General features: G+C 38.1%; 10 protein-coding genes. 5 read left to right on the top strand and 5 right to left on the bottom strand.

Going from position 1 to position 19,808, the window contains the following annotated elements; all coding sequences use genetic code 11:
• Window positions 1-435: 435 nt before the first annotated feature.
• The 4 genes from PL9631_RS08740 to PL9631_RS08725 all read right to left on the bottom strand — a co-directional run bounded on the left by PL9631_RS08740 (window position 436) and on the right by PL9631_RS08725 (window position 6,016).
• Window positions 436-1,233 carry a ParB N-terminal domain-containing protein gene (locus tag PL9631_RS08740; RefSeq protein ID WP_083619075.1) on the bottom strand — a complete coding sequence of 266 codons (798 nt, stop codon included), beginning with the start codon at window positions 1,231-1,233 and terminating at the stop codon, window positions 436-438.
• Window positions 1,226-2,578, bottom strand: a complete 1,353-nt coding sequence (locus PL9631_RS08735) for an AAA family ATPase (protein WP_083619072.1) — start codon at window positions 2,576-2,578, stop codon at window positions 1,226-1,228. Before PL9631_RS08735 ends, PL9631_RS08740 begins: the two co-directional genes overlap by 8 nt.
• Window positions 2,579-3,008: 430 nt before the next feature.
• Window positions 3,009-4,961 carry a ShlB/FhaC/HecB family hemolysin secretion/activation protein gene (locus PL9631_RS08730; protein WP_083619070.1) on the bottom strand — a complete coding sequence of 651 codons (1,953 nt, stop codon included), beginning with the start codon at window positions 4,959-4,961 and terminating at the stop codon, window positions 3,009-3,011.
• Between the two features lie 134 nt (window positions 4,962-5,095).
• Complete coding sequence (locus PL9631_RS08725; protein ID WP_083619068.1) at window positions 5,096-6,016, bottom strand: DUF928 domain-containing protein; 921 nt, start codon at window positions 6,014-6,016, stop codon at window positions 5,096-5,098.
• A gap of 216 nt (window positions 6,017-6,232) precedes the next feature.
• Here PL9631_RS08725 and PL9631_RS08720 point away from each other — a divergent pair, with 216 nt between their 5' ends.
• The 5 genes from PL9631_RS08720 to PL9631_RS08705 all read left to right on the top strand — a co-directional run bounded on the left by PL9631_RS08720 (window position 6,233) and on the right by PL9631_RS08705 (window position 10,992).
• A complete protein-coding gene (locus PL9631_RS08720; RefSeq protein ID WP_083619065.1) occupies window positions 6,233-7,924 on the top strand; it encodes a transglutaminase-like domain-containing protein in 1,692 nt (563 codons plus the stop codon).
• A gap of 131 nt (window positions 7,925-8,055) precedes the next feature.
• Window positions 8,056-8,205 carry a hypothetical protein gene (locus PL9631_RS26055; protein ID WP_197046301.1) on the top strand — a complete coding sequence of 50 codons (150 nt, stop codon included), beginning with the start codon at window positions 8,056-8,058 and terminating at the stop codon, window positions 8,203-8,205.
• A 318-nt stretch (window positions 8,206-8,523) separates the two neighbouring features.
• Window positions 8,524-9,066, top strand: a complete 543-nt coding sequence (locus PL9631_RS08715) for an LptA/OstA family protein (RefSeq protein WP_083619063.1) — start codon at window positions 8,524-8,526, stop codon at window positions 9,064-9,066.
• 22 nt (window positions 9,067-9,088) lie between these two features.
• On the top strand, window positions 9,089-9,817 hold the full coding sequence (gene lptB / locus PL9631_RS08710) for an LPS export ABC transporter ATP-binding protein (RefSeq protein ID WP_083619061.1): 729 nt from the start codon (window positions 9,089-9,091) through the stop codon (window positions 9,815-9,817).
• Window positions 9,814-10,992 (top strand): LptF/LptG family permease, encoded by a 1,179-nt coding sequence (locus tag PL9631_RS08705; protein WP_083619059.1) that lies wholly within the window; start codon window positions 9,814-9,816, stop codon window positions 10,990-10,992. The genes lptB and PL9631_RS08705 overlap by 4 nt, the downstream gene beginning before the upstream one ends.
• A 305-nt stretch (window positions 10,993-11,297) precedes the next feature.
• On the opposite strand, the gene PL9631_RS08700 is transcribed toward PL9631_RS08705, so the two are convergent.
• The gene (locus PL9631_RS08700) at window positions 11,298-19,616 is read right to left on the bottom strand and encodes a glycosyltransferase (protein ID WP_083619056.1); all 8,319 of its coding nucleotides are present in this window, start codon (window positions 19,614-19,616) and stop codon (window positions 11,298-11,300) included.
• Between the last annotated feature and the right edge of the window lie 192 nt (window positions 19,617-19,808).

Genomic DNA, 19,808 nt, shown 5'->3' with positions numbered 1-19,808 from the left:
ATGGATAGGGCTATAAATTCAAGATTTATCGCGTATTAATGATTAATTTTAATTATATCAAATCAGAATCAATTTTAAGACTCAAAGTAATAATTTTTTAATTTTTTATGTTATTTTTTTTATAAAAATAGTTACAATAAGCAAAAAAATAAAGACTAGGTTGGGTTGAAATGTCCAAAAGTTACCTCCATAAAACCCTTTACCCTAATCAGTCATCAGTTAAAGAGTGATCATTGACTCTGGTATCCCATCGTAATTCAGGAATTTTTGGCCCAAAGGACTAAGCAATTTTACTGATTATTTACCCTAAAAATTCCTTGATCAAAACTAACCCCGTTAAATGTTAATTTTTGCAAATTTTTCCGCAGAGGATTAAAAACCTAGTTTCTTGAAGAAACCGGGTTTTTGGGGCGTACCTCCATATTTCAGCATAATTTATAAAGAGAATACGGTTTTTAGAGTTTTAATCTGATTTTTACTAACTCCACAGTCAAGGTTTGAAATAGGATTTAAACTTTTCCATTTACCTTTAGGGGTTGTAAACAGAGTATCAGCTAATTGATCCGGATCTATTTTATCAAATTTATCTATTTTATTAATAGATAAATAATTAACTCGATCAAAAATTTGATCTCGGTTGGCTTTTTTAATAGATACACGTTCAGGTGCTGGCAGTGGCGGTGGCAGAGGTTCTGGTTTACAGTAAAAGACTTGTTTTAAACAGTCTAATTGGTTTTCTTTTGTAATTCCGCATTTTAACTTTGTAAGTTTATTAAAATCAGCCCAAGTTTCTCGATCAGATTCAAGAATACGGTCTGTTACTTTAATTAAATCTACTTTTTTTAAAGGACTGGTAGATTCAGATTGTAAATAGCCGAGTGCTGCTAGAATTGTATCTCTGGAAGCTGTACATAAATTAACAAGCGGATTAGTTTCTCTTGTTAAAATTTTAGCTTGTTCAATATTAGAAGGTTTGGGATCAATAATAATACACCAAACCCGCTCTAATTGTGCTTTTTGAGCCGCTGCATAGACAAAATGGTTACTCACCGCTTGATACTGATAATCTGCAATTTCCTGCACAATCACCGGAACCCAATTTCGTCCCTCTGCTTGTAAAATAGCTTCGGCTGCACCTAACACTAAAAATTCTTGTTCCGTAATTTCTTGTCCGGGTTCAATATCAATTAAAGGCAAGTGCATTAATTTACCAATATTATCAAAATCACTCATAAAGAAAATACTCCTGTGCTAAAGAAAGATAATAATTGTTTACAGTTTTATGCTTAAATACGGCAGGTATGCGTTCAAAAACGGCACTTGCAACAATAGCATATTCTGGAATACTGAATATTGTTTGATCTGGGGCACCTTTTGTATATTTCGGATAAAAGTACGGTAATAAATCACGATTCAAAGAAATGATCGACTTAATTTCACTGTTTGCACGTTTCAATGAAGTCTCTGTTGGTTTATGTTCATTAAAAAAAATAGGCAGAGGAATCGGGCCATACTCTCCTTTTTTATCTCTTACTTCTTGAATTTCAGGAATAAATTCTAGGATGACTTTCCTGGCATTTTTTAATGAGGCAAAATTCGTGTGTTTAGTTGGGATTAAAACAACATCAGAGGCATAAACACAACTTTGGCTAAAAAACGTCCAGTTTGTCGGTGCATCGATTAAAATATAATCGTAATTACCTTTTAAAGTATCTAATAAATCTTTTAACCTTGCAGGCCCTTTTTGAACTTTGACGTGTTGGTCATCAAGCATAAATTTATCTAAACCCGAATCTGAAGGGATAACGTCAAAAACTCGAACCTCTCCAGATTTAGTTTTAATTTTAAAAGGCTGAATGGCATCTTTAATGTTTAAAAACCGATCAATTAAACAATCAGATAACTTGGTTTTTGTAGGTTGTAAACCCAGTAAATCTGTTAAGTCTCGCTGTTGAGGATCAAAGTCAATGACTAAAACATTCTTTTTCTGTCTCCGTAAGATAGAAGCTAGATTGATTGTAGTTGTTGTTTTGCCCACACCTCCTTTATCATTGTAGAGACTAACGACTAAAGCAGGTAAAGGATTCTCGATCAAATCTTTAATACGAGTAACAATATCTAGGATATTATCATTTTTAATTAGCCAACAAGGTGTGGCAGGATGAACAACCTTCCCATGTCGCCGAAAAAGTTGAATATGGATTGAATTTGTAATAATTCCCCATTCAGCAGTTTTACAGTTAGGGGATAGCAAATATTGTTTAATTTGGTTGTGAGTCTTTTGATAGGTTGGTGTTTTCTCCAGAAGATTTATTCTCGCTCCCGTACCAATAGCTCGACCTTTAACTTCTACCAGTAGATAAGGATTGGTTTTTGATTGATTAAAAGTATCACTGCCTTGGTTTTTCCGAGAGGCAAAATCTACTGTCCCGGAACCCGTAGGAAATTCGGGGTATTGTTCCTCAATACTAAACCCTAGAGCCTTTAACAAGGGCTTAACAAAGTAATCGCTAACAATAGCTTCTGAAGCTAGATCGGGTATACTGTCTAAAATTCTATTCCAGTTTACATCAGTCATATAAGTATAGATAAGACTATGGGAGATTGCATTAATTTATCTCAATGTAAAAGACAATCAAAATTTAGATCCACTTTGATTATTATTTGAGAATATTATACCAATCTAAGTGTTGATAAGTAATAATTTTTTCTCAGATCCTCATAATTGGGTGATAATGTTAAGTTACTAATATTTTGTTCCCTCGTCCCTCGTCCCTTAGTCCCTCGTTCCAATGCTCTGCATTGGAATGCCAACTTTGAGGCTCTGCCTCAAACAAAAGGAGGCGGAGCCTCCATTAATATCATTTCTAGGTAGAACCTAGAAACGAGGAGATTGAGGTTAATTATTTTTATTTGAAATGATTTACCCAAGAATATCAAGACAAGGGAAATACGGTCGCAGAATTTAATCAATTGAAAAAGTAGCTTCATCATCATCCGTTTATTGATTAAGGAGTATAAGTCACGCTAAAATAAATCCCATCATCTTGAATATTATTACCCCGATCGCTAATACTAATTAAGGGAATTCCATAGTCTAGGCGAAGATTTAACCCGTTAACGGGTTGCCAAATTACTCCCAGTCCTGCACCTGCTAAAAAGGTTTTACCAATAATTCGGTTAGGGTTGCGGTCGTGGTTCCAAACCCCACCAAAATCGAGAAATGGCGCCAGTTGAAATACGGGTTCGGAGTCCTGATTGCGATCGAGGGTAATCCGATCTTCCAGGGAAATCCGAAAGCCATTATCCCCAGCCCGCACATTTTGACGATATCCTCTGAGGGATAGGGCACCACCTATAACGAATTGTTGCGAGGGAAATAACGGATCGGCCGATAATTGAATATCCCCTTGGGCAATTAGGAGATTATTTTCCCCTAAACGTTGTACCCGTTGGACTTGACCTAACCAACTTAAAAACGCTGCATTGGGGGTGCTGACATCGGTGGCGCCGAGGATATCTAAACCGAGGTTAAATTGCGATCGCAAGGCCCAAGCCCCTTCTGCGTCCCGAACCACATAGTCCTGTCCAAATTTCAGTACACTGGTACGAGTTACCCCCCGATTATCAGGCCCGGAGGCAAAGGGTTCTCCGTTATTATCTAAAAAGGTTTGACTATCTTGGAAGGCAAAGCCAAAGGATAGGGCAAATTCAGAGATTGGGTTACGGATAATTGGTTGACGATAGCTAATTTCATACCGTTGGGATTTCCCCTCAATATTCAGGGCGTTGAAGGGCTCTTGGGTAATCCGATTTTGGTAAGGTTGAACTCGCAGTTGTATCGTTCCGTTCATGGGGTTAATCGGAATACTATACAAAGCATCGATAATATCCGATTCCCCATCGGCAATTAGGCGAGTGGTATTATAAGATAGTCCCAGGAAGTCTCCGCGACCAGTGAGGTTGAGATGGCGCACACTCAGGCCCATGCGTTCAGACCCAATACTCGGCGGCGAATAGTTATCCACATTCAAACTCACCCCAAAGGGAGGGGCTTCCACAACCCGCACAATCAGAATACTCTGACCTTCTTGGGTTCCAGCCCTGAGACTGGCTTCTATGGTTTCAAACAGGGGGTTAATCCTGAGTAGTCGCAATTGGTCTTCTAAGGCGGCGGTACTCAGGGGTTTAGCAGCACCTAAATTAATTCGACTGGTGATATAGGAGGGATGGAGGCGTTTGATTCCTTCGACTTCAATATTTTCTAAGGTTCCTTCAATCACCTGAATCTGTACAATGCCATTATTGATGGTTTGTTCGGGAACAATTGCCCGAGAGGTAATATAACCCCGTTCTAAGTAAATGGCTGTAATTTGATCGGCGACTTGCCTCAGTTGAGTAAGAGTAAGGGGGCAATTCTCTAGGGGATTAACTAAGGTTTGAATTTCCTCTAAGGTGAGAATAGTGCTACCCGTCACGTTAATCCGTTGAACCGAAATCGGGGTTTCATCCGGGGGCGGGGTCGGGGCGGGGGTCGGGGTGGGAGTTAATTGATCCGGGGACGGGGGTTCGGGTTTGGGGGGAATCGGAGGTCGAGGTAAAAAGCGATCGCGATTCGGATCGGGTTGGGGTACCTGGGGCGGAATATTAATCGGTGAGGCTTGGGCGAAGGTAGGACAAGTGATCAGATCACAAAATTCCCCGGAGGCATCTGGTCGGGAAAAATCCCCAAACCTCAAGGTATGTAGCGATCGCTGGGAAAGAACATCACGAGGTTCAGAAGGCGTAAGGGTTGAGGAGGAAATCTGATGCTCGAGGGTTAGAGATTCCGCAGCCAAAGAGAGTGGCGTCGGAGATTCTTCAGAAAGACTTTGACGAGGAGGGGACACTACCAGCAGTATGGTACTAGCTACTATTGCCCCGCAGTGACGAAATTTTGTAAAATTTTCACTCCTACCCATAGAATGCCTATTTTTTTATCAGTTATTAGTCAACAGTAATCAGTTATTGGTCAACCGTCAACTGTTATTAGTTACACCCGTAAAATTATAAATTTTGTCCGGTTACAATGACTGTATATTTCCGATTACGGAGATTACTGATTGGTTTGAATTTTTAGGATAGGAGCATCGAGAATAGCTTGAGCTTTTTCCTTTTCAACTTTAGTTTGTTTTTGAGATGGATCAAAGCCAATTGATTTTAATAGATTGTCCCACTGATTATTAACGGATAGATTTTCCGAATCGTTCAATTTTAAGGTTGCTAAAGTTGATATTGTTTCATGCCAAAGTCCTTGTTGAGCATATATTTTTAAACGTTCTAAGGGATCTTGAGTTTGTCCTAATTGGAGTTTTTGAGACGGACTCAAAGCAACGGAATTGATCCATCCACTGACCAGACGATCATTAGAAGGAGCATTAGAAGGATCATTAGAAGGATCATTAGAAGGATCATTGACCTTACATTTAAGGGTTATATACCAACGATAATTTTTATTGTCTTGTAAGGCCAAAAATTTAGAATTCTCAGACCATTGAATTCCCACAATACCAGGACGATCAGTGCTGAGGGAAAAGGAGGTTTTGTAAAGGGTTTTATCCGCTTCATCTGCGATCTCAAATTCCACTGTCTGTTGATCGATTATCCCGGGAATATAAAGAAAAAATGCGGGTTTACCGGATGCCGTGCGCCCCATTGTAGACTCGGGAATTAATGCGGTCAGACTGGGACAAGGCCCACGAGTTCCGCCGCCTTCCCGACGTCCGGGGACTCCCCGTTCGGGTGGGGTAAAGGCATTCCAGTTTGTGAACGGTGAATCACTACTTGGGCTGGGTTGTTCAGGTTGCTGAACCCGTTGCTCTGTCCCGAAATCAACCGGATTCTGTTCATTTCCCCAATTTTGAGGCAAAGACGCTGAACGGCCTGGGGCTACACTTGAACTAAAAACAACCCCAATTTGTAACAATAACGTTAGTCCAAGGGTTGCACGGTGGAGGAAAAACATTGGCATAGCCATAATTAGTCACGCTTGCCGATGGGCAGAGTAGCATTTATTGACATTACTATTGTATCTAATGTTCCTGCAAAAGTTGTCAAAATCTGTGCTTAATCTTAAATGTTTGAGTCTGAATTGGATTTTAGGAAAGTTTGGGCTTTGTCTCCTATCCTAAGTCGCAGGTTTGACATCATTCGAGCAATAAATATCCGGATTTCATCTATAATCACAGTTTCTATGAATCTTAACTCATTGACCTTTGGGAAAAATAGCAGTTTTAAACCTCGGACAATTCGACCCATTGGGGTTTCTGCTTTATATGGTCTAACCGGTTTAGGAAATACCCTCTTGGCGATTGATACCTCCCGAGGATTTTTACTTCAAATTGACCCCAAAACCGATAATGCCACGGTGGTTAATCCTGATTTAACTTTGGCCTTTAGAGATGTGACCGGTTTAGCAATTGGGGGTGATAACCTCTGGTTTACTCGCGGCAATGAGGTCTATTTTTGTCCGGGGGTTGTTCAAGGTAATTCTATTATTAATCTTGAACCTCAATTGTTTATGCAATTACCCGATGTAGTTACCGGAATTGCGGTTTATGAATCTACTCTTTATTTAGCCTGCGATCGCATTGCTTCTATTCTGGTTTATAGTCAAAATACTAAACGGGAAATTACCCGCTTCTGTGCTCCAGGAATTGGGGTAGAAAATCTAACAATTAGAAATGAAGAATTATGGGTTTGCGATCGCGAAGAACAGACGGTTTATTGTTTGGAAAGAGCCACAGGAGAAACTCGATTTAGTGTCTTAACTCCTTTTGAATCTCCCAGTGGTTTAACATTTCATACCGATCCAGAAACGGCAGAAGAAGTTCTCTATGTCGCCTATGCGGGCACTGAACTTTATATCCGAGATAATCCCAGTTCCTATGATCAATTTGAATTGGCAAAACGCGATCGCACCTTTATTCATCCCCTCTCTTTTCATTTTAATTCTCAAGAAAAATATGCCACCTCTAATGGCTATTTGATTGAAATGTCCTATGTAGAGGAGTTAGAACCCTTAGATGCGGTTCATATTGAAAATTTAGAATGGCGCATTGCCTTACCTTCTAATACAAATCGTCAGAAGGTTTTAGAGGTTTCTGCCATTGGAATTCCTTTTCGAGAAGAAGTTGAAGATGGGGAAAAAGTGGCGGTATTTCAATTTAATCCTTTGACTTCGACGGAACGTTTGATTTTTGGTTGGAAAGCATTATTAGAAGTTCGGAGTATTAAATATCAAATTCATCCCCGTCAGGTGGAAAGTTTACCTAAGATTCCCTCAGATATGCCTGAAAAATATTTGGTGGATGATGATCATTTAGCCATGGATACTGCTACGGTTAAAGCCGCTGCTAAAAATGCTATTCGCAACGAAACCAATTTTCTACGAAAACTTTTAAGTATTCGTAATTATGTCTATGATCAGTTATCCTATAGTCTGACTTCTAAGATTGAAAATCCCGATGTAGTTCTGGAGCGAGGCATAGGTTCCTGTGGGGAATATGTGGGGGTTTTATTAGCTTTATCCCGATTAAATGGTATCGCTTGTCGAACTATTGGACGTTATAAATGCCCACAATTTGCTGACCGTCGAGGAGTGCCTTTACAACCGGAATATAATCATGTTTGGCTGGAATTTTATATCCCGGGTTTTGGTTGGGTTCCGATGGAATCTAACCCCGATGATATTCAAGAAGGTGGGCCCTATCCCCTACGGTTTTTTATGGGATTAGCTTGGTATCATATTGAAATTGGCAAGGGTATTCGTTTTCAACGATTGACCAGTGAAGGGGTTGATGTTGACCGCGAAAAAGTGTCTTTGGGAACCTTAGCCATTAATCATGTTCGGTTTACCATTTTAGATGAGTTACCTGCGGTTTAAACCTTAGAAACCTAGTTGATGGATTGATACTTTTGCCAAATTGTTGTAGGGTGAGTGACAATTAATAAATTAATTTCACGCGCCCTACCGTTTGAATTAAAATAGATAAAAACTGGATTTTTAATTGACCTATGGAAGTTTTACAAGAGTTAACTCTGATTGAAATTTTGGTATTGGTGGCTTTTTCCATGTTGATCATTTTTACCGGGGGTGTTCTATATTTAACCGTAGCGGAATGGCGCGATCGCCGACGTCGAGAAGATGAAAAACGTCAAGGTTAAATAATGGGTAATAGCTAATTACGAATTACGAATTACGAATTACGAATGGGTATTCGGCTGGGGTTTGGGCGGGTTTTTATAATTTGTTGATGGGTGTTAAATATTCAGGTGAACCCGCCCCTACAGCAATTATTTGCTGCAATCCGCGTGAATTCGGCATTTCTGGTGTGTGTGATGTGGAGTTTATTTAAGTAGGTTGGAGTCAGTTTCATGAAGCGGATAGAGTACAATGGGCACACAGACCTATGAGGGTTCAATTTCAGCGTCCACTACTCAATTGCACCAACCAGTAGCTATTTTAGAGTTTCCAACGTCATAATGCTGATTGCCAAACTGTTAACTTCCATCTCCCTTTCCTTGGGATTCACACTCCTGTTACCCATGGCCCTAGTCAGTAGTTTGATCACAGAGAGTGTCGTCGGTGCTGGGCCGAGTTATGCCCAAGCTCCCCCAGCCAAAAACGCCGTCGGGCGGGCGATGACCGTGCGCTCGGATATTCAGGAAGCTGATGCTCAAACGGGAATTGTCACCGCTCGGGGTAACGTTCAAATTAATTATCCCGCCCGCAGTATTCAGGCTACCGCAGCCCAAGCCCAATATTTTAGTCGAGAACGTCGAATCATTCTCAGTGGAAATGTATTTGTTTTGCAAGAAGGAAATACCATTCGCGGGGAAACCGTTACCTATTTAATTGATGAGGGGCGGTTTATTGCTCTACCACAGGGGGGTGGACAGGTGGAATCGATGTATTTAGTCCCCGATGAAAGTGCCGGCCCGAAAAACGCCACCGTTGAACCTTTTAATCCTAAACCTGCTTTTAAAACCCCATTAAGCGCGCCTTCAGCACCGCGTAATCCTTAAATTATTTCTAACAAATCTGGTTATGAAAATAGTGCTGGAGAATATTCACAAATCCTACCGTAAACGCATTGTTGTTAGTCGAGTCAATCTATCCGTTTCCCAAGGAGAAATTGTGGGATTATTGGGGCCCAATGGTGCAGGTAAAACCACAACTTTCTATATTGCAACGGGATTAGAAAAACCAACTCAAGGAAATGTTTATCTAAATGAAATTGATATTACCCATTTACCTATTCATCAACGCGCCCGTTTAGGCATTGGTTATCTGACCCAACAGGCGAGTATTTTTCGACATCTGAGTGTCAGGGATAATATTTTGTTGGTGTTGCAACAAACCCATGTTCCTCGTCACTTGTGGCAAAAACGTCTCCATACTTTACTAAGAGAATTTCGCTTAGAAAAAGTAGCCTCGACTTTAGGTTATCAGGTTTCTGGGGGAGAACGACGGCGGACGGAATTAGCCCGGGCTTTGGCGGCGGGATTAGAATTACCCCAGTTTTTACTATTAGATGAACCCTTTGCTGGTGTTGACCCCATTGCGGTTTCGGAAATTCAAGAAATTGTAGCCGCATTACGCACCCGCAATATGGGAATTTTGATTACTGATCATAATGTTAGGGAAACTTTAGCTATTACAGACCGAGCTTATATTATGCGCGATGGGCAAATTTTTGCCTCGGGAACTGCTGAAGAACTCTACAATAATCCCCTGGTGCGACAGTATTATTTAGGTGACAATTTTCAAGTATGAAAATTACTCTTTCTAAGTCTTTGATTTCTGGTAAATTTTTCCCTCCCTATATTTCAATTTTAGATCGCTATTTAATTCAAGAATTGATTCCACCGTTTATTTTTGGGGTAGGATTATTTAGTTCCGTGGCTTTAACTGTGGGTACGGTTTTTGAGTTAGTTCGACAGGTGGCAGAGTCTGGTTTATCAGTAGGGATAGCTGTTCAGGTATTTCTCTTAAAAATGCCGGAATTTATTGTTTTAGCTTTTCCCATGGCGATCATTTTAAGTACCTTAATGGTTTATGGACGCTTATCAAGTGATAGTGAATTAATTGCCCTGAAAAGTTGTGGAATAAGTTTATATCGGCTATTAGTTCCCACATTAATTTTTAGTTTAATGATCACAGCTTTAACCTTTGGGTTTAATGAAGTAATTGTTCCGGCGGCTAATTATAAAGCCTCTGTAACCTATGAACAAGCATTAAATGAAGGCGACCTTCCTATTCAAGAGGATAATATTTTTTATCCCGAATATGAAAAGATTAAAATAGAGGGAACGGATAAAAAGTTTAGTCGCTTAGTCCGGCTATTTTATGCCCAAAGATTTGATAATGGTCAAATGTTGGAAGTAACAATCTTAGATCTTTCCCAACCGGAGTTAACTCAAATTATCTCGTCAAAATCTGCTAATTGGAATTTTTCTGCCAATACCTGGGATTTCTTTAATGGTACGGTTTATATTGTAAATCCCGATGGTTCTTATCGGAATATTGTGCGTTTCGATCATAAACAAATTCAACTGTCTCGAACTCCTTTAGATTTAGCTTCACGGAAACGGGGTTTTGATGAGATGAATATTGCTCAAGCTCAAGATTATTTACAATTAATGAAATTGAGTGGAGATCAACAAAAAATCATTAAAACTAAAGTTAGAATTCAACAAAAATATGCTCTACCTTTCTCCTGTGTCGTCTTTGCTTTATTGGGTGTGGCATTGGGCAGTAGACCCCAAAGCACCAGTAAAGCTACCAGTTTTGGGATTAGTGTAATTGTGATTTTTGGTTATTATTTACTATCTTTTATTACTGGAGCATTAGGTCAAAAAGAAATTCTGACTCCCTTTTTTGCCGCTTGGTTGCCGACATTTTTAGGAATTGGAATTGCGAGTTTTTTATTGGTTCGTTCTTCTAAGTAGGGCTTGCTGAAAAAAGGCGAAAAGCCAGAACAGACGGGAGGAGAAGACAAGAAAAAATGAATCAGGTGCAAGGGATAGGTGTAAAATAGCGCAAAAACCTTATTAGTTGGGATAATTTTAACGAATCATCTGACTTAAAAGCACAAATAGAGGCTTTTAAAGAATATACAGGCTATTTCTTTTCCTTTTCTGTTACTTTTTCAGCAAGCCCTAATTATTCGCATTTATAGAAAAATTGTTGTTGATGTTTGAGGCTTTATAAGAGATGCGCTTCAGCGCAACAACGGCGCAACAATCTTATTGGTTTATTGATGGCTTAACTGTTCATAATCTGGACGAAACCATTGCGGTAAACGGGATAAATCTTGAATTTGTAATTGTTCAGGGCGACAATATAATAACACCGCCAATAGAGGTTTAATCGTCTCTATTTGAGTCAATCCTTGATTCATTTGAGAGGCTAAGGTTTTAATGAATTGCTGTTCTGTAGTTGTTAAAGTTTCTTGAGAAAACCCACTATATAATAGGGTTCGATAGGTTTGACCGACTGAACTTTGATAAACCGATTCTAATTGTGTGGTTTCCAAACCTAACCAAAAATCAGCAAATTGTCGGCGAATTTGACGTAAATCCTCAACAATAGCAACGTTAGCCGGATCAATTTTATATAAATTCACACATCCAATTAACCGATTTTGGAAGGATTCAATAGGAGTTAAGGGTTGATTTTTGCCAACATCCGATACCGTTACCTTTTCTAAAGCTGACGGATTTTCAAATACCCGTTGATATTCTTTTAATAACCATTCAGGTAAACGGGTTTCTGCATTTGCAACTACCATTTTTCCCGGGGGATAATATAACATTAATACCATTAAATGATTTAAAGAATCAGACTGTTTAAGTCCAATCGCCTGTTGAGTAATTTGGTTAACTAATTGTTCTTCTTCAGTGGTTAAAGGTTCCCCTTGAATCCCTCGATTTAAGAGAATTTGATATCCTTTTCCTAAATCCGTTGTATACATTTTTTCTAAATGTTCTGCTGGAATTTTCAACCAATGTTCCACCATGATTTTCCGAATAGAACGCAACTGATCAACAATAAGTTGATTATTTCGTTCTAATTCATAATAATTAATATTAGTTACCAAAGCCGATAAATACTGTTGAATTGCTTCTCGACTATTGAGTTGAATAGATGGCGAGTTTGGTTGGTTTTGTTGCCAAGTTTGGAATAACTGTTGGAAAATTACACCCATTTTAGCCGAGTAGGTGCGACTATCCAAAAATTCAGGATTTTGCTGCATTTTTTGTTGAATTTCCTGGCGTTTTTGTTGTCGCAGTTGAGGATTATTAGCGAGAGTTGTAGCTAAATTAATATAGGATTCTTCACCATTGGCAATTAAATCATCAAGAGAGAGCGATCGCAACAAAGAAGCCGCCATCAAGGAACGGAATGACCCACTATCTCGCACCACAAAAATCTCTCCCGCTTGGGATGTGGTGGGAGAAAAATTAGGAATCACATCCCCATCACGGACAACAGGAACTAAACCCACTTCTAAGGGATCAACTAAAGAATTGACCCCAGAAAAAGGGTAGGAATCTAAATAAATATCCGCTAATTTCAGATATTCTTTAATATCACTACGACTTCCTTGGGGTTTAATGAGAATTAAACGACTCGGATCAACCCCATATTCTGCTAAAACTTCTTTAAAATTATTAATCCAGGGAAGCGCCCGATATTGGGATGCCCAATTGGGGTTAAAGGGATATAAAACTAATACAGAATCAGGAACTTTTGCTAATAGTTTAGCCCAGGTTTCTCGGAGTTCAGGAATAATTTTATAGAAATTTGCACCGGAGATAAAAACAACCGCTTGTTCAGAAATTCCTAAACTAGAACGATGGGGAATGACTTGGGGAAGTTCCGGGGGAGTTGCATAATAACTAAAACAGTGGGCTGTCCCTTCTAAAAGAATTAATTTTTCCCGATATTGGGCTTGGGGATTCTGTTTTATTTCCGTTAAAGTTCCTGAAATATAGTAATCCATATTCCGCATTCCTGTAGTTACGCAGGATGATGTTGATGTGACTTGAATGCGGGCTAACCGATGTAATCCTAAGAGCGTTATCCCGTGATTAACAGCCGTTACATTAGTTCCAATTAAGAGAATATCTAAATCATCATTCCGAATTAATTGAACCTGTTCTGAGATATTTTTAGGCAGTTTTACAAAGCGTTCTACCCGACTTTGGCAATACTTTTCTAGGGGATGATTATTTGATTGTAGAGTATATAAAATCACCTCAAATTGAGTTGAATCTAAATACTCAAAAACTGGTAGAGTTGAGTAGGTTTCGGTTTGAGGTAGGAAATGGTTACTTAGAATTCCTAAGCGAATTTTCTGACGAGTTGGACGCTGGGGAAACTGATAATCTAAGGAATACCCCAAATGAGTTAGGGCGAATTCGATAATTTCCGCCCGTTTAATATAAATATCTTTGAGATTAGCCGTATTAAAATATAGGGGAATAAAGTTAGCTATTTGGGTGAATTTCCACGCTAATTCCTGCCAAATTGGAAACTCAGGATGACTGATAAACCGCTCATGAATATAGTGAATCCAATTTTCTAAATAACGATAATATAGTTCAGCTTCTCCTAACTCTTGGAAAAACTGAGGGACGGCTAACATAAACTCAAAATAATCCGGTAAAAACCATTTAGGAATCGGAGCTTGAATATACCAATTAGCTGATAATTGATAGGGATAACTATATAAAATAATTGCCAATAAATGCTGTATGCTTTTAGGTTGATTTAACCCTTGTTTTAGATAAGCATACCAATCTTGAAGTTGAGCTTTTTCTAGGGATGTTAAGGCTTCATTTTTTAACCCACTATTGAGTAGGATTTTATGGGCTTGACCAATTTCTCCGCCATAGGTTTTTTCTAAATTATCTGATTCTAAAGCCAACCAATATTGAGCGACAATTTGCCGAATTTGACGCAGGGAATCTGGGTTATTTGTTTTCTTGTATTCTTCAGTTAAACGGGAAACTTCCGCCAAAATTTGAGCCGGAGTTAAGGTTCTGATTTGAGCTTTGGGTTGTTGAGGACTAAATAACTCAATAATAGCTTGTTTAACAACATCAGATTGACTACACTTTAATGCCTCTTGAATTTGAGCAATTACGGCTTTAGCATCACCATTAACTAATAGTTGTTGAGCGGTATTAATAGCATATAAACCATAGTGTTCTCGGGCTTTATTTGATAAATTAATCGCTAAATTTTCGGGTAAATAGGATTGAGAGAGTTCAATAGATTTTAAAGTATCTGAAATATTAGCCCCAATGGAAATTAACTTAGAACTTTCTGAAGTTGAATGTAAACGATAACAGGCTAAAGGTTGAGATTCATAGGCTACAGGATAATAGGCGGCAATTCGTTTCCACATTTCCCAATCTGCTGCGGAACCTGCATTATCAGAAAATCCTCCTAATGTTTCATAAACACTGCGTTTAACCACCATCGCAGCAAATTGAATGCGCTGCATCACAGCAATGCGTTCTAACCAATTAGAAATAATCCCATTTGTTTGTTGTTCTAACGCAGAAAGGGAGCGTTGTTTTCCCTGTTCATCAATATAATAATGGCGACAAAATCCAGCCCCGGCGGTGGGTTCTTTTTCTAGTAGTTCTCGCATCCGAGTATAAAATCCAGGGAGGACTAAATCATCCTGATGTAAAAGATGAATCCATTGCCCCGTAGACCGTTGAATACAATCATTCCAGTTAGGAATTAACCCTAAATTTTGCGGTTGTCGATAGAATTTAACTCGATTTTTACCGATGTTTTTAACGATAGCTTCAATCTCTGGATGAGTTGAACAATCATCAACAACAATAATCTCCATTTCTTCAGAACTGGGGGCTTGACTCAGAACACTATTTAACACCTGTTCGATATATTTTTCACCGTTATAACTAGGAATAATCACCGACCAACAGGGTCGAGGTTGAGGGGAAAAAACCGGATTAATTTTAGGTGAATTAAGTTGACTGAGTTTAGATAAATTAATATAAAGTTGAGACTCATCAATTTTTTCCATTCCCTCCCCTTTGAGTTGAATTTGCTCATCACAAGTTTCTATGATTTGGGGTGATAATGTTTTCATAAATTGAAATCGGGTGGCGGGGTCAGAAAAACGGTTCCAAATTCTTAATAAATTAGTTTGTACTGTTTGTTGATAGGTTCCCAATTCAACTACAGAGTTTAATAATTCCGTGATTAATTTGATATAAAAGGGTAAATGAAACTGTGATAAAACCTGATTCGCTAAATCACAGGATAAATTATTGACTAAAATTTGATAGTTTTGATCCGTGGGTTGAATTTGAGCATGATTCAAAAATTGAGCTAATTTTTCCCGGGAGGAGGTATATCTTTTAAAGATTAAAACTTCTTCTTCACGACTTAAATCTTGTTGATGACTTAAGGAATTTTCTGATAAGTTCAAAGTCCCTAATATTTCGGGAATAAAATGGAATTCTCCCCCATTAGCAATTCTAATATAAAAGTCTTGATCTCCTCGAACTTTCAAGGTTTGATCAAATAATCCATAATTATTATGTAGGGATTTTCGCCACATTGGTTGAGAACCTACTTGGGCTGAAAATAATAATTTTAAACGACAAAATTCCGGCCATTTCCAGTGAGGTTTGCCATTTAATTGCTCTAAATTAACAGTTTCTCCTAGTGATACCGCTTGCTGATCGGCGTGTACTAATACGACTTCTGAATGTTCATCTAAATAGTTAGATAATCGTTCTAAAGCATTTAATTTGAGACGATCATCGGTATTTTGATTGGTGATATATTCACCCCGGGCGATCGCAATTCCCCGGTTCCATGCTTGATAAATGGGTTCCCTTGCTTCAGTTTTAATATAAATAATCGAGTCAGGATATTGTTGTTTAAACCTAGAAACAATCTCTCGTTCATTTTCCTGGGAACCGGAATCAACAACAATAATCTCTAATTTTCCTTGTTGAAATAAAGTTTGATCAACTAAATTTTCTAACCTTCCCGACATCATTGATGCCGAATTATAGGTAGAAATAATCGCAGATACTTTAATTTTAGGGTCGGTTAAAGCCTTTTGTTTTAAGGCTAAAAATTGATGATCTTCCAACACAATTACAGGGGGAGATGGTTGATCAGAAATATATTTTCCTTGCTCAATTAATTGCAATTCCTCTTGAACAATTTGCTTAACTTCTTGAAAATATTGCTCTCGATAAATTTTAGAACGTTGGGTATCATAGGTACGAAATCCGCCGATTAAACTTCTTAATAAATACAAAGGAGCATAACGAGAAAAACGCAACCACAGTTCAAAATCCCCCGCTAAATTGAGATTTGTTTGTAATTTTGATCCGGCTTTTTCCCAGAGCGATCGCGTCCAAAATGTACTTTCTTGTTGAATCCAAGTATGTTGTAATTGTTGATATTGTTCGACCCATTGTTTATCTAAAAGCATTTTTCTTGACCATAAAGGCGTCTGCATTTGACTATGAATATGTCTTCCGTTTCTAGCCCATTCCGTCGGAATTCCCATCACCCATTCCACCTGTTTATTGTGACCAAATGTTGCCGCCAGTTTATAAAAAGCATCGGGATGATATTTGTCATCGGAATTTAACCATCCCATAATTTCACCGGTTGTTTTTTGAAATCCCGCATTCACCGCCGCATAATGACCGCCATCCGCCTGACTTTGCCAATGGGTTAAATATTTCTCATGTTTTTTAATAATTTCAACGGAATTATCCGTACTTTCCCCATCCATAATCATGTATTCTAAGTTAGGATAATTCTGACTCAAAATAGAATCAATACACTCCTCTAAAAATTCACCTTGATTTAAAGACGGGGTAACAATAGAAATTTTAGGTAAAGATGAATAAACTAAAATTTCAGGAGATACAGATCTGACATTGGTGGCGGATTTTTGCCAGAGGATATTATAGGAAATCGGTTGACCAAATTCTTGATAGGATTTTTGGGTTGTGGGTTGCCAAAACTGGCGATAGGCTGTTTCTGACATTCCATATAAATCAGGATCACGTTTAATTTTATCAAAATCAATTCTGGAATTTAAGGTTTTTTGGGTCTTAAATAAATAGGGTAAAAATTGATTTGTCCAAACTTCGCCGGGCTTCACCACCACATCAAAACAATGTAAGGAAAACCCCAAGGGTTTTAAAATTCGATCCATATCTTGAGTGATGTTTTGAAAGGTTGTTTCATCCTCCATAATATGTTCCAGGGTAGAAATACTAAAAACACAATCAAAATATTGATTAGGAAGTTCAGGGTTAAAGTTACCAATATAGTCTAAAACAATCCGAGAGTTGGCATAATTTTGAATTTGATTGGGGCCATTTCCTACGCCTTCAAATTTATCTAAATTCCAGCATTCATAGTCCTGTTTTAATGCTTCTAAAACTCGAGAATTTCCCCCACCAATTTCTAACAGTTTTGAACCTTTAGGGAAATTTTGGATAATAAAATTATAGACCAATAAATCTTGATAAATTTTCAGATCACAAGCATCGGGATTAATATTACTATAGGCTTTAAACCGTTTAAATTGATTAAAATGACTGCGTTTAGAATAGGTAAAGTCTTGAAAATCCAGTGATTTTGTTGATGTTTTTAAATTTTGCACGGTTTGAATTAAAGTCTGTTGAATAATGTCAGCCATTTTTGACCAGGAATATTGAGAAGATTGTTGTAAACCCGCTTGAATTAACGGTTGATAAATTTCAGGTTTTTGAATTTGTTCTAAGGCTTGTAACATTTCTAAAACCTGGTCTTCATCCACATAATAAGCGGCATTCCCCGCGATTTCTGGAATTGAACCTTTTCGACAGGTAATCACCGGACAACCGCAAGCCATCGCCTCTATAATTGGCATCCCAAACCCTTCATATTTAGAGGGATAAACTAATGCAGTTGCGCCGGAATAGGCCTGTTTTAATTCTTGATCACTGAGTTGTAATAAATGAATTCTAAACTGTTGAGTATAGGAATAAAATTCAGCTTCTAAAGTGGGCTCTCCTCCCACACAAACAATTTCAAAATCCCGATTATTTTTCAGTTGAGTTAGTGCTTTAAAAAACAATAGAGTATTTTTATATCCTCCCGCACCTAAGCGTTGACCGACTAAAATAAAATAGGGTTTATTGATGCTATATTTGAATTTAAACTGTTGAATAGCTTCCGCTGTTGCGGGGGAAAATACAGCCGGGACACCACAATGGGCGACGGTAATTTGATCTTTATTAATCTTAGGGAAAAAGTGAATTAAATCTTGGGCTGTGTTTTCAGAAATCGTAATATAAGCCGATGCGTGTTCAATTCCATGATGTTTTTCTTGCCACATGGGAATCGTTAAATCCAGTCCTAACTGCTCTGGAATCATATCATATCCCATAAATACTGAAGGAGTTGTTAGGGGAGTCGTATAATAGGTGGAAATAAACAGATCCGCATTTTCTTGATCACAGATTTTTTGTAATAGTTGGCGATCTTCTACAATTTTATCATAACTATATTCGGGAATCTGATAATATTTAATCCCAGGAATTTTAGGGGTAGTCCCTTCTCGGTCTAAAACAATAATTTGTTGAGCAAAATCTTTTGTAGACCATTCTTCTAGTAAAGATTTCCACACCCTGGCAATTCCCGTGTTACGAATTTGGAAAAATACCCCATCAATAATAATTTTAATTGATTGCTGATCAGAATTTATCGATTGACGATTGGCCACAGCTTTTAAAAAATCTTGTTGCGTGAGTGAGGGTAAAGTCTGGGGGGAAATTTCTATAGATATAGCATTTTTCCATGCTGATCCTGATATTTTATGTTCGGTTAATAGATGTAAACTACTACCATCAGAATATAAATTTAACTTGAATTTTTCAGCTATTTTTAATAACGATTGATAGGTATAAATTCCAATATGTTGACCTTCATGGAGAGCATAATACCACCATTGATCCGGTTGAGGATGATCCGCCGGAAGCAGTTGGGTACTGAATAATAAATTTTTAGAAAACTTTAATAATTTTTCAATCTCCTCCAGGGGATTAACAAAATGTTCAAACACTTCAAAAGCCGTAACTAAATCATATTTTTCTTGTTGATTTCCTTCAAATCCCTGATAAAATATATTTTGACAATATTGATCATAACCATAAAAATCAAACCCCAAATCCCGCATCAACCGCACAAATAAACCATAACCACAGCCATAATCTAAAAACTTGCCTTGAGGATTAAAACAGGATATAATTAACTCTTGAGTGATTTGAGAAAATTTAAAATTTCGGGCTACTAATCCCACATCACTCATGGCAATCGGATCAGCATAGGCCTCATCTAACCAATAGGGTTTTTCAGTTTGGACAAATCCACAAACCGAACATTTAAAATAATCAACACTATAGCGATTTAAGACCGTAGCTTGAGCAAAATAAGGGGATATAGAACCACAAACTTTACAAAAGGAATTTTGGGTAAATTTTGATTGACTTTTAACTTGCACTGTGGTTTGACCTTAAACTCAACTGAGGGAAAAATCTTTTACTATATTACTGCGCGCGAGTGCCAAAACAATCAAGGGCTGAACGCTTGAGTGATTGAGATCACCAAACAAGACCCGATGCACTGTTGATGAAAAATACGTTAAGATTAGTAACAATACCATAACTAATGAGTCCTGTGGACTCGCCGCAAC

Origin of the sequence: Planktothrix paucivesiculata PCC 9631, from assembly GCF_900009265.2 — a bacterium.
Classification (GTDB): domain Bacteria; phylum Cyanobacteriota; class Cyanobacteriia; order Cyanobacteriales; family Microcoleaceae; genus Planktothrix; species Planktothrix paucivesiculata.
The sequence above is the reverse complement of the archived record's forward strand: the minus strand, read 5'-3'. Positions and strand labels throughout refer to the sequence as shown.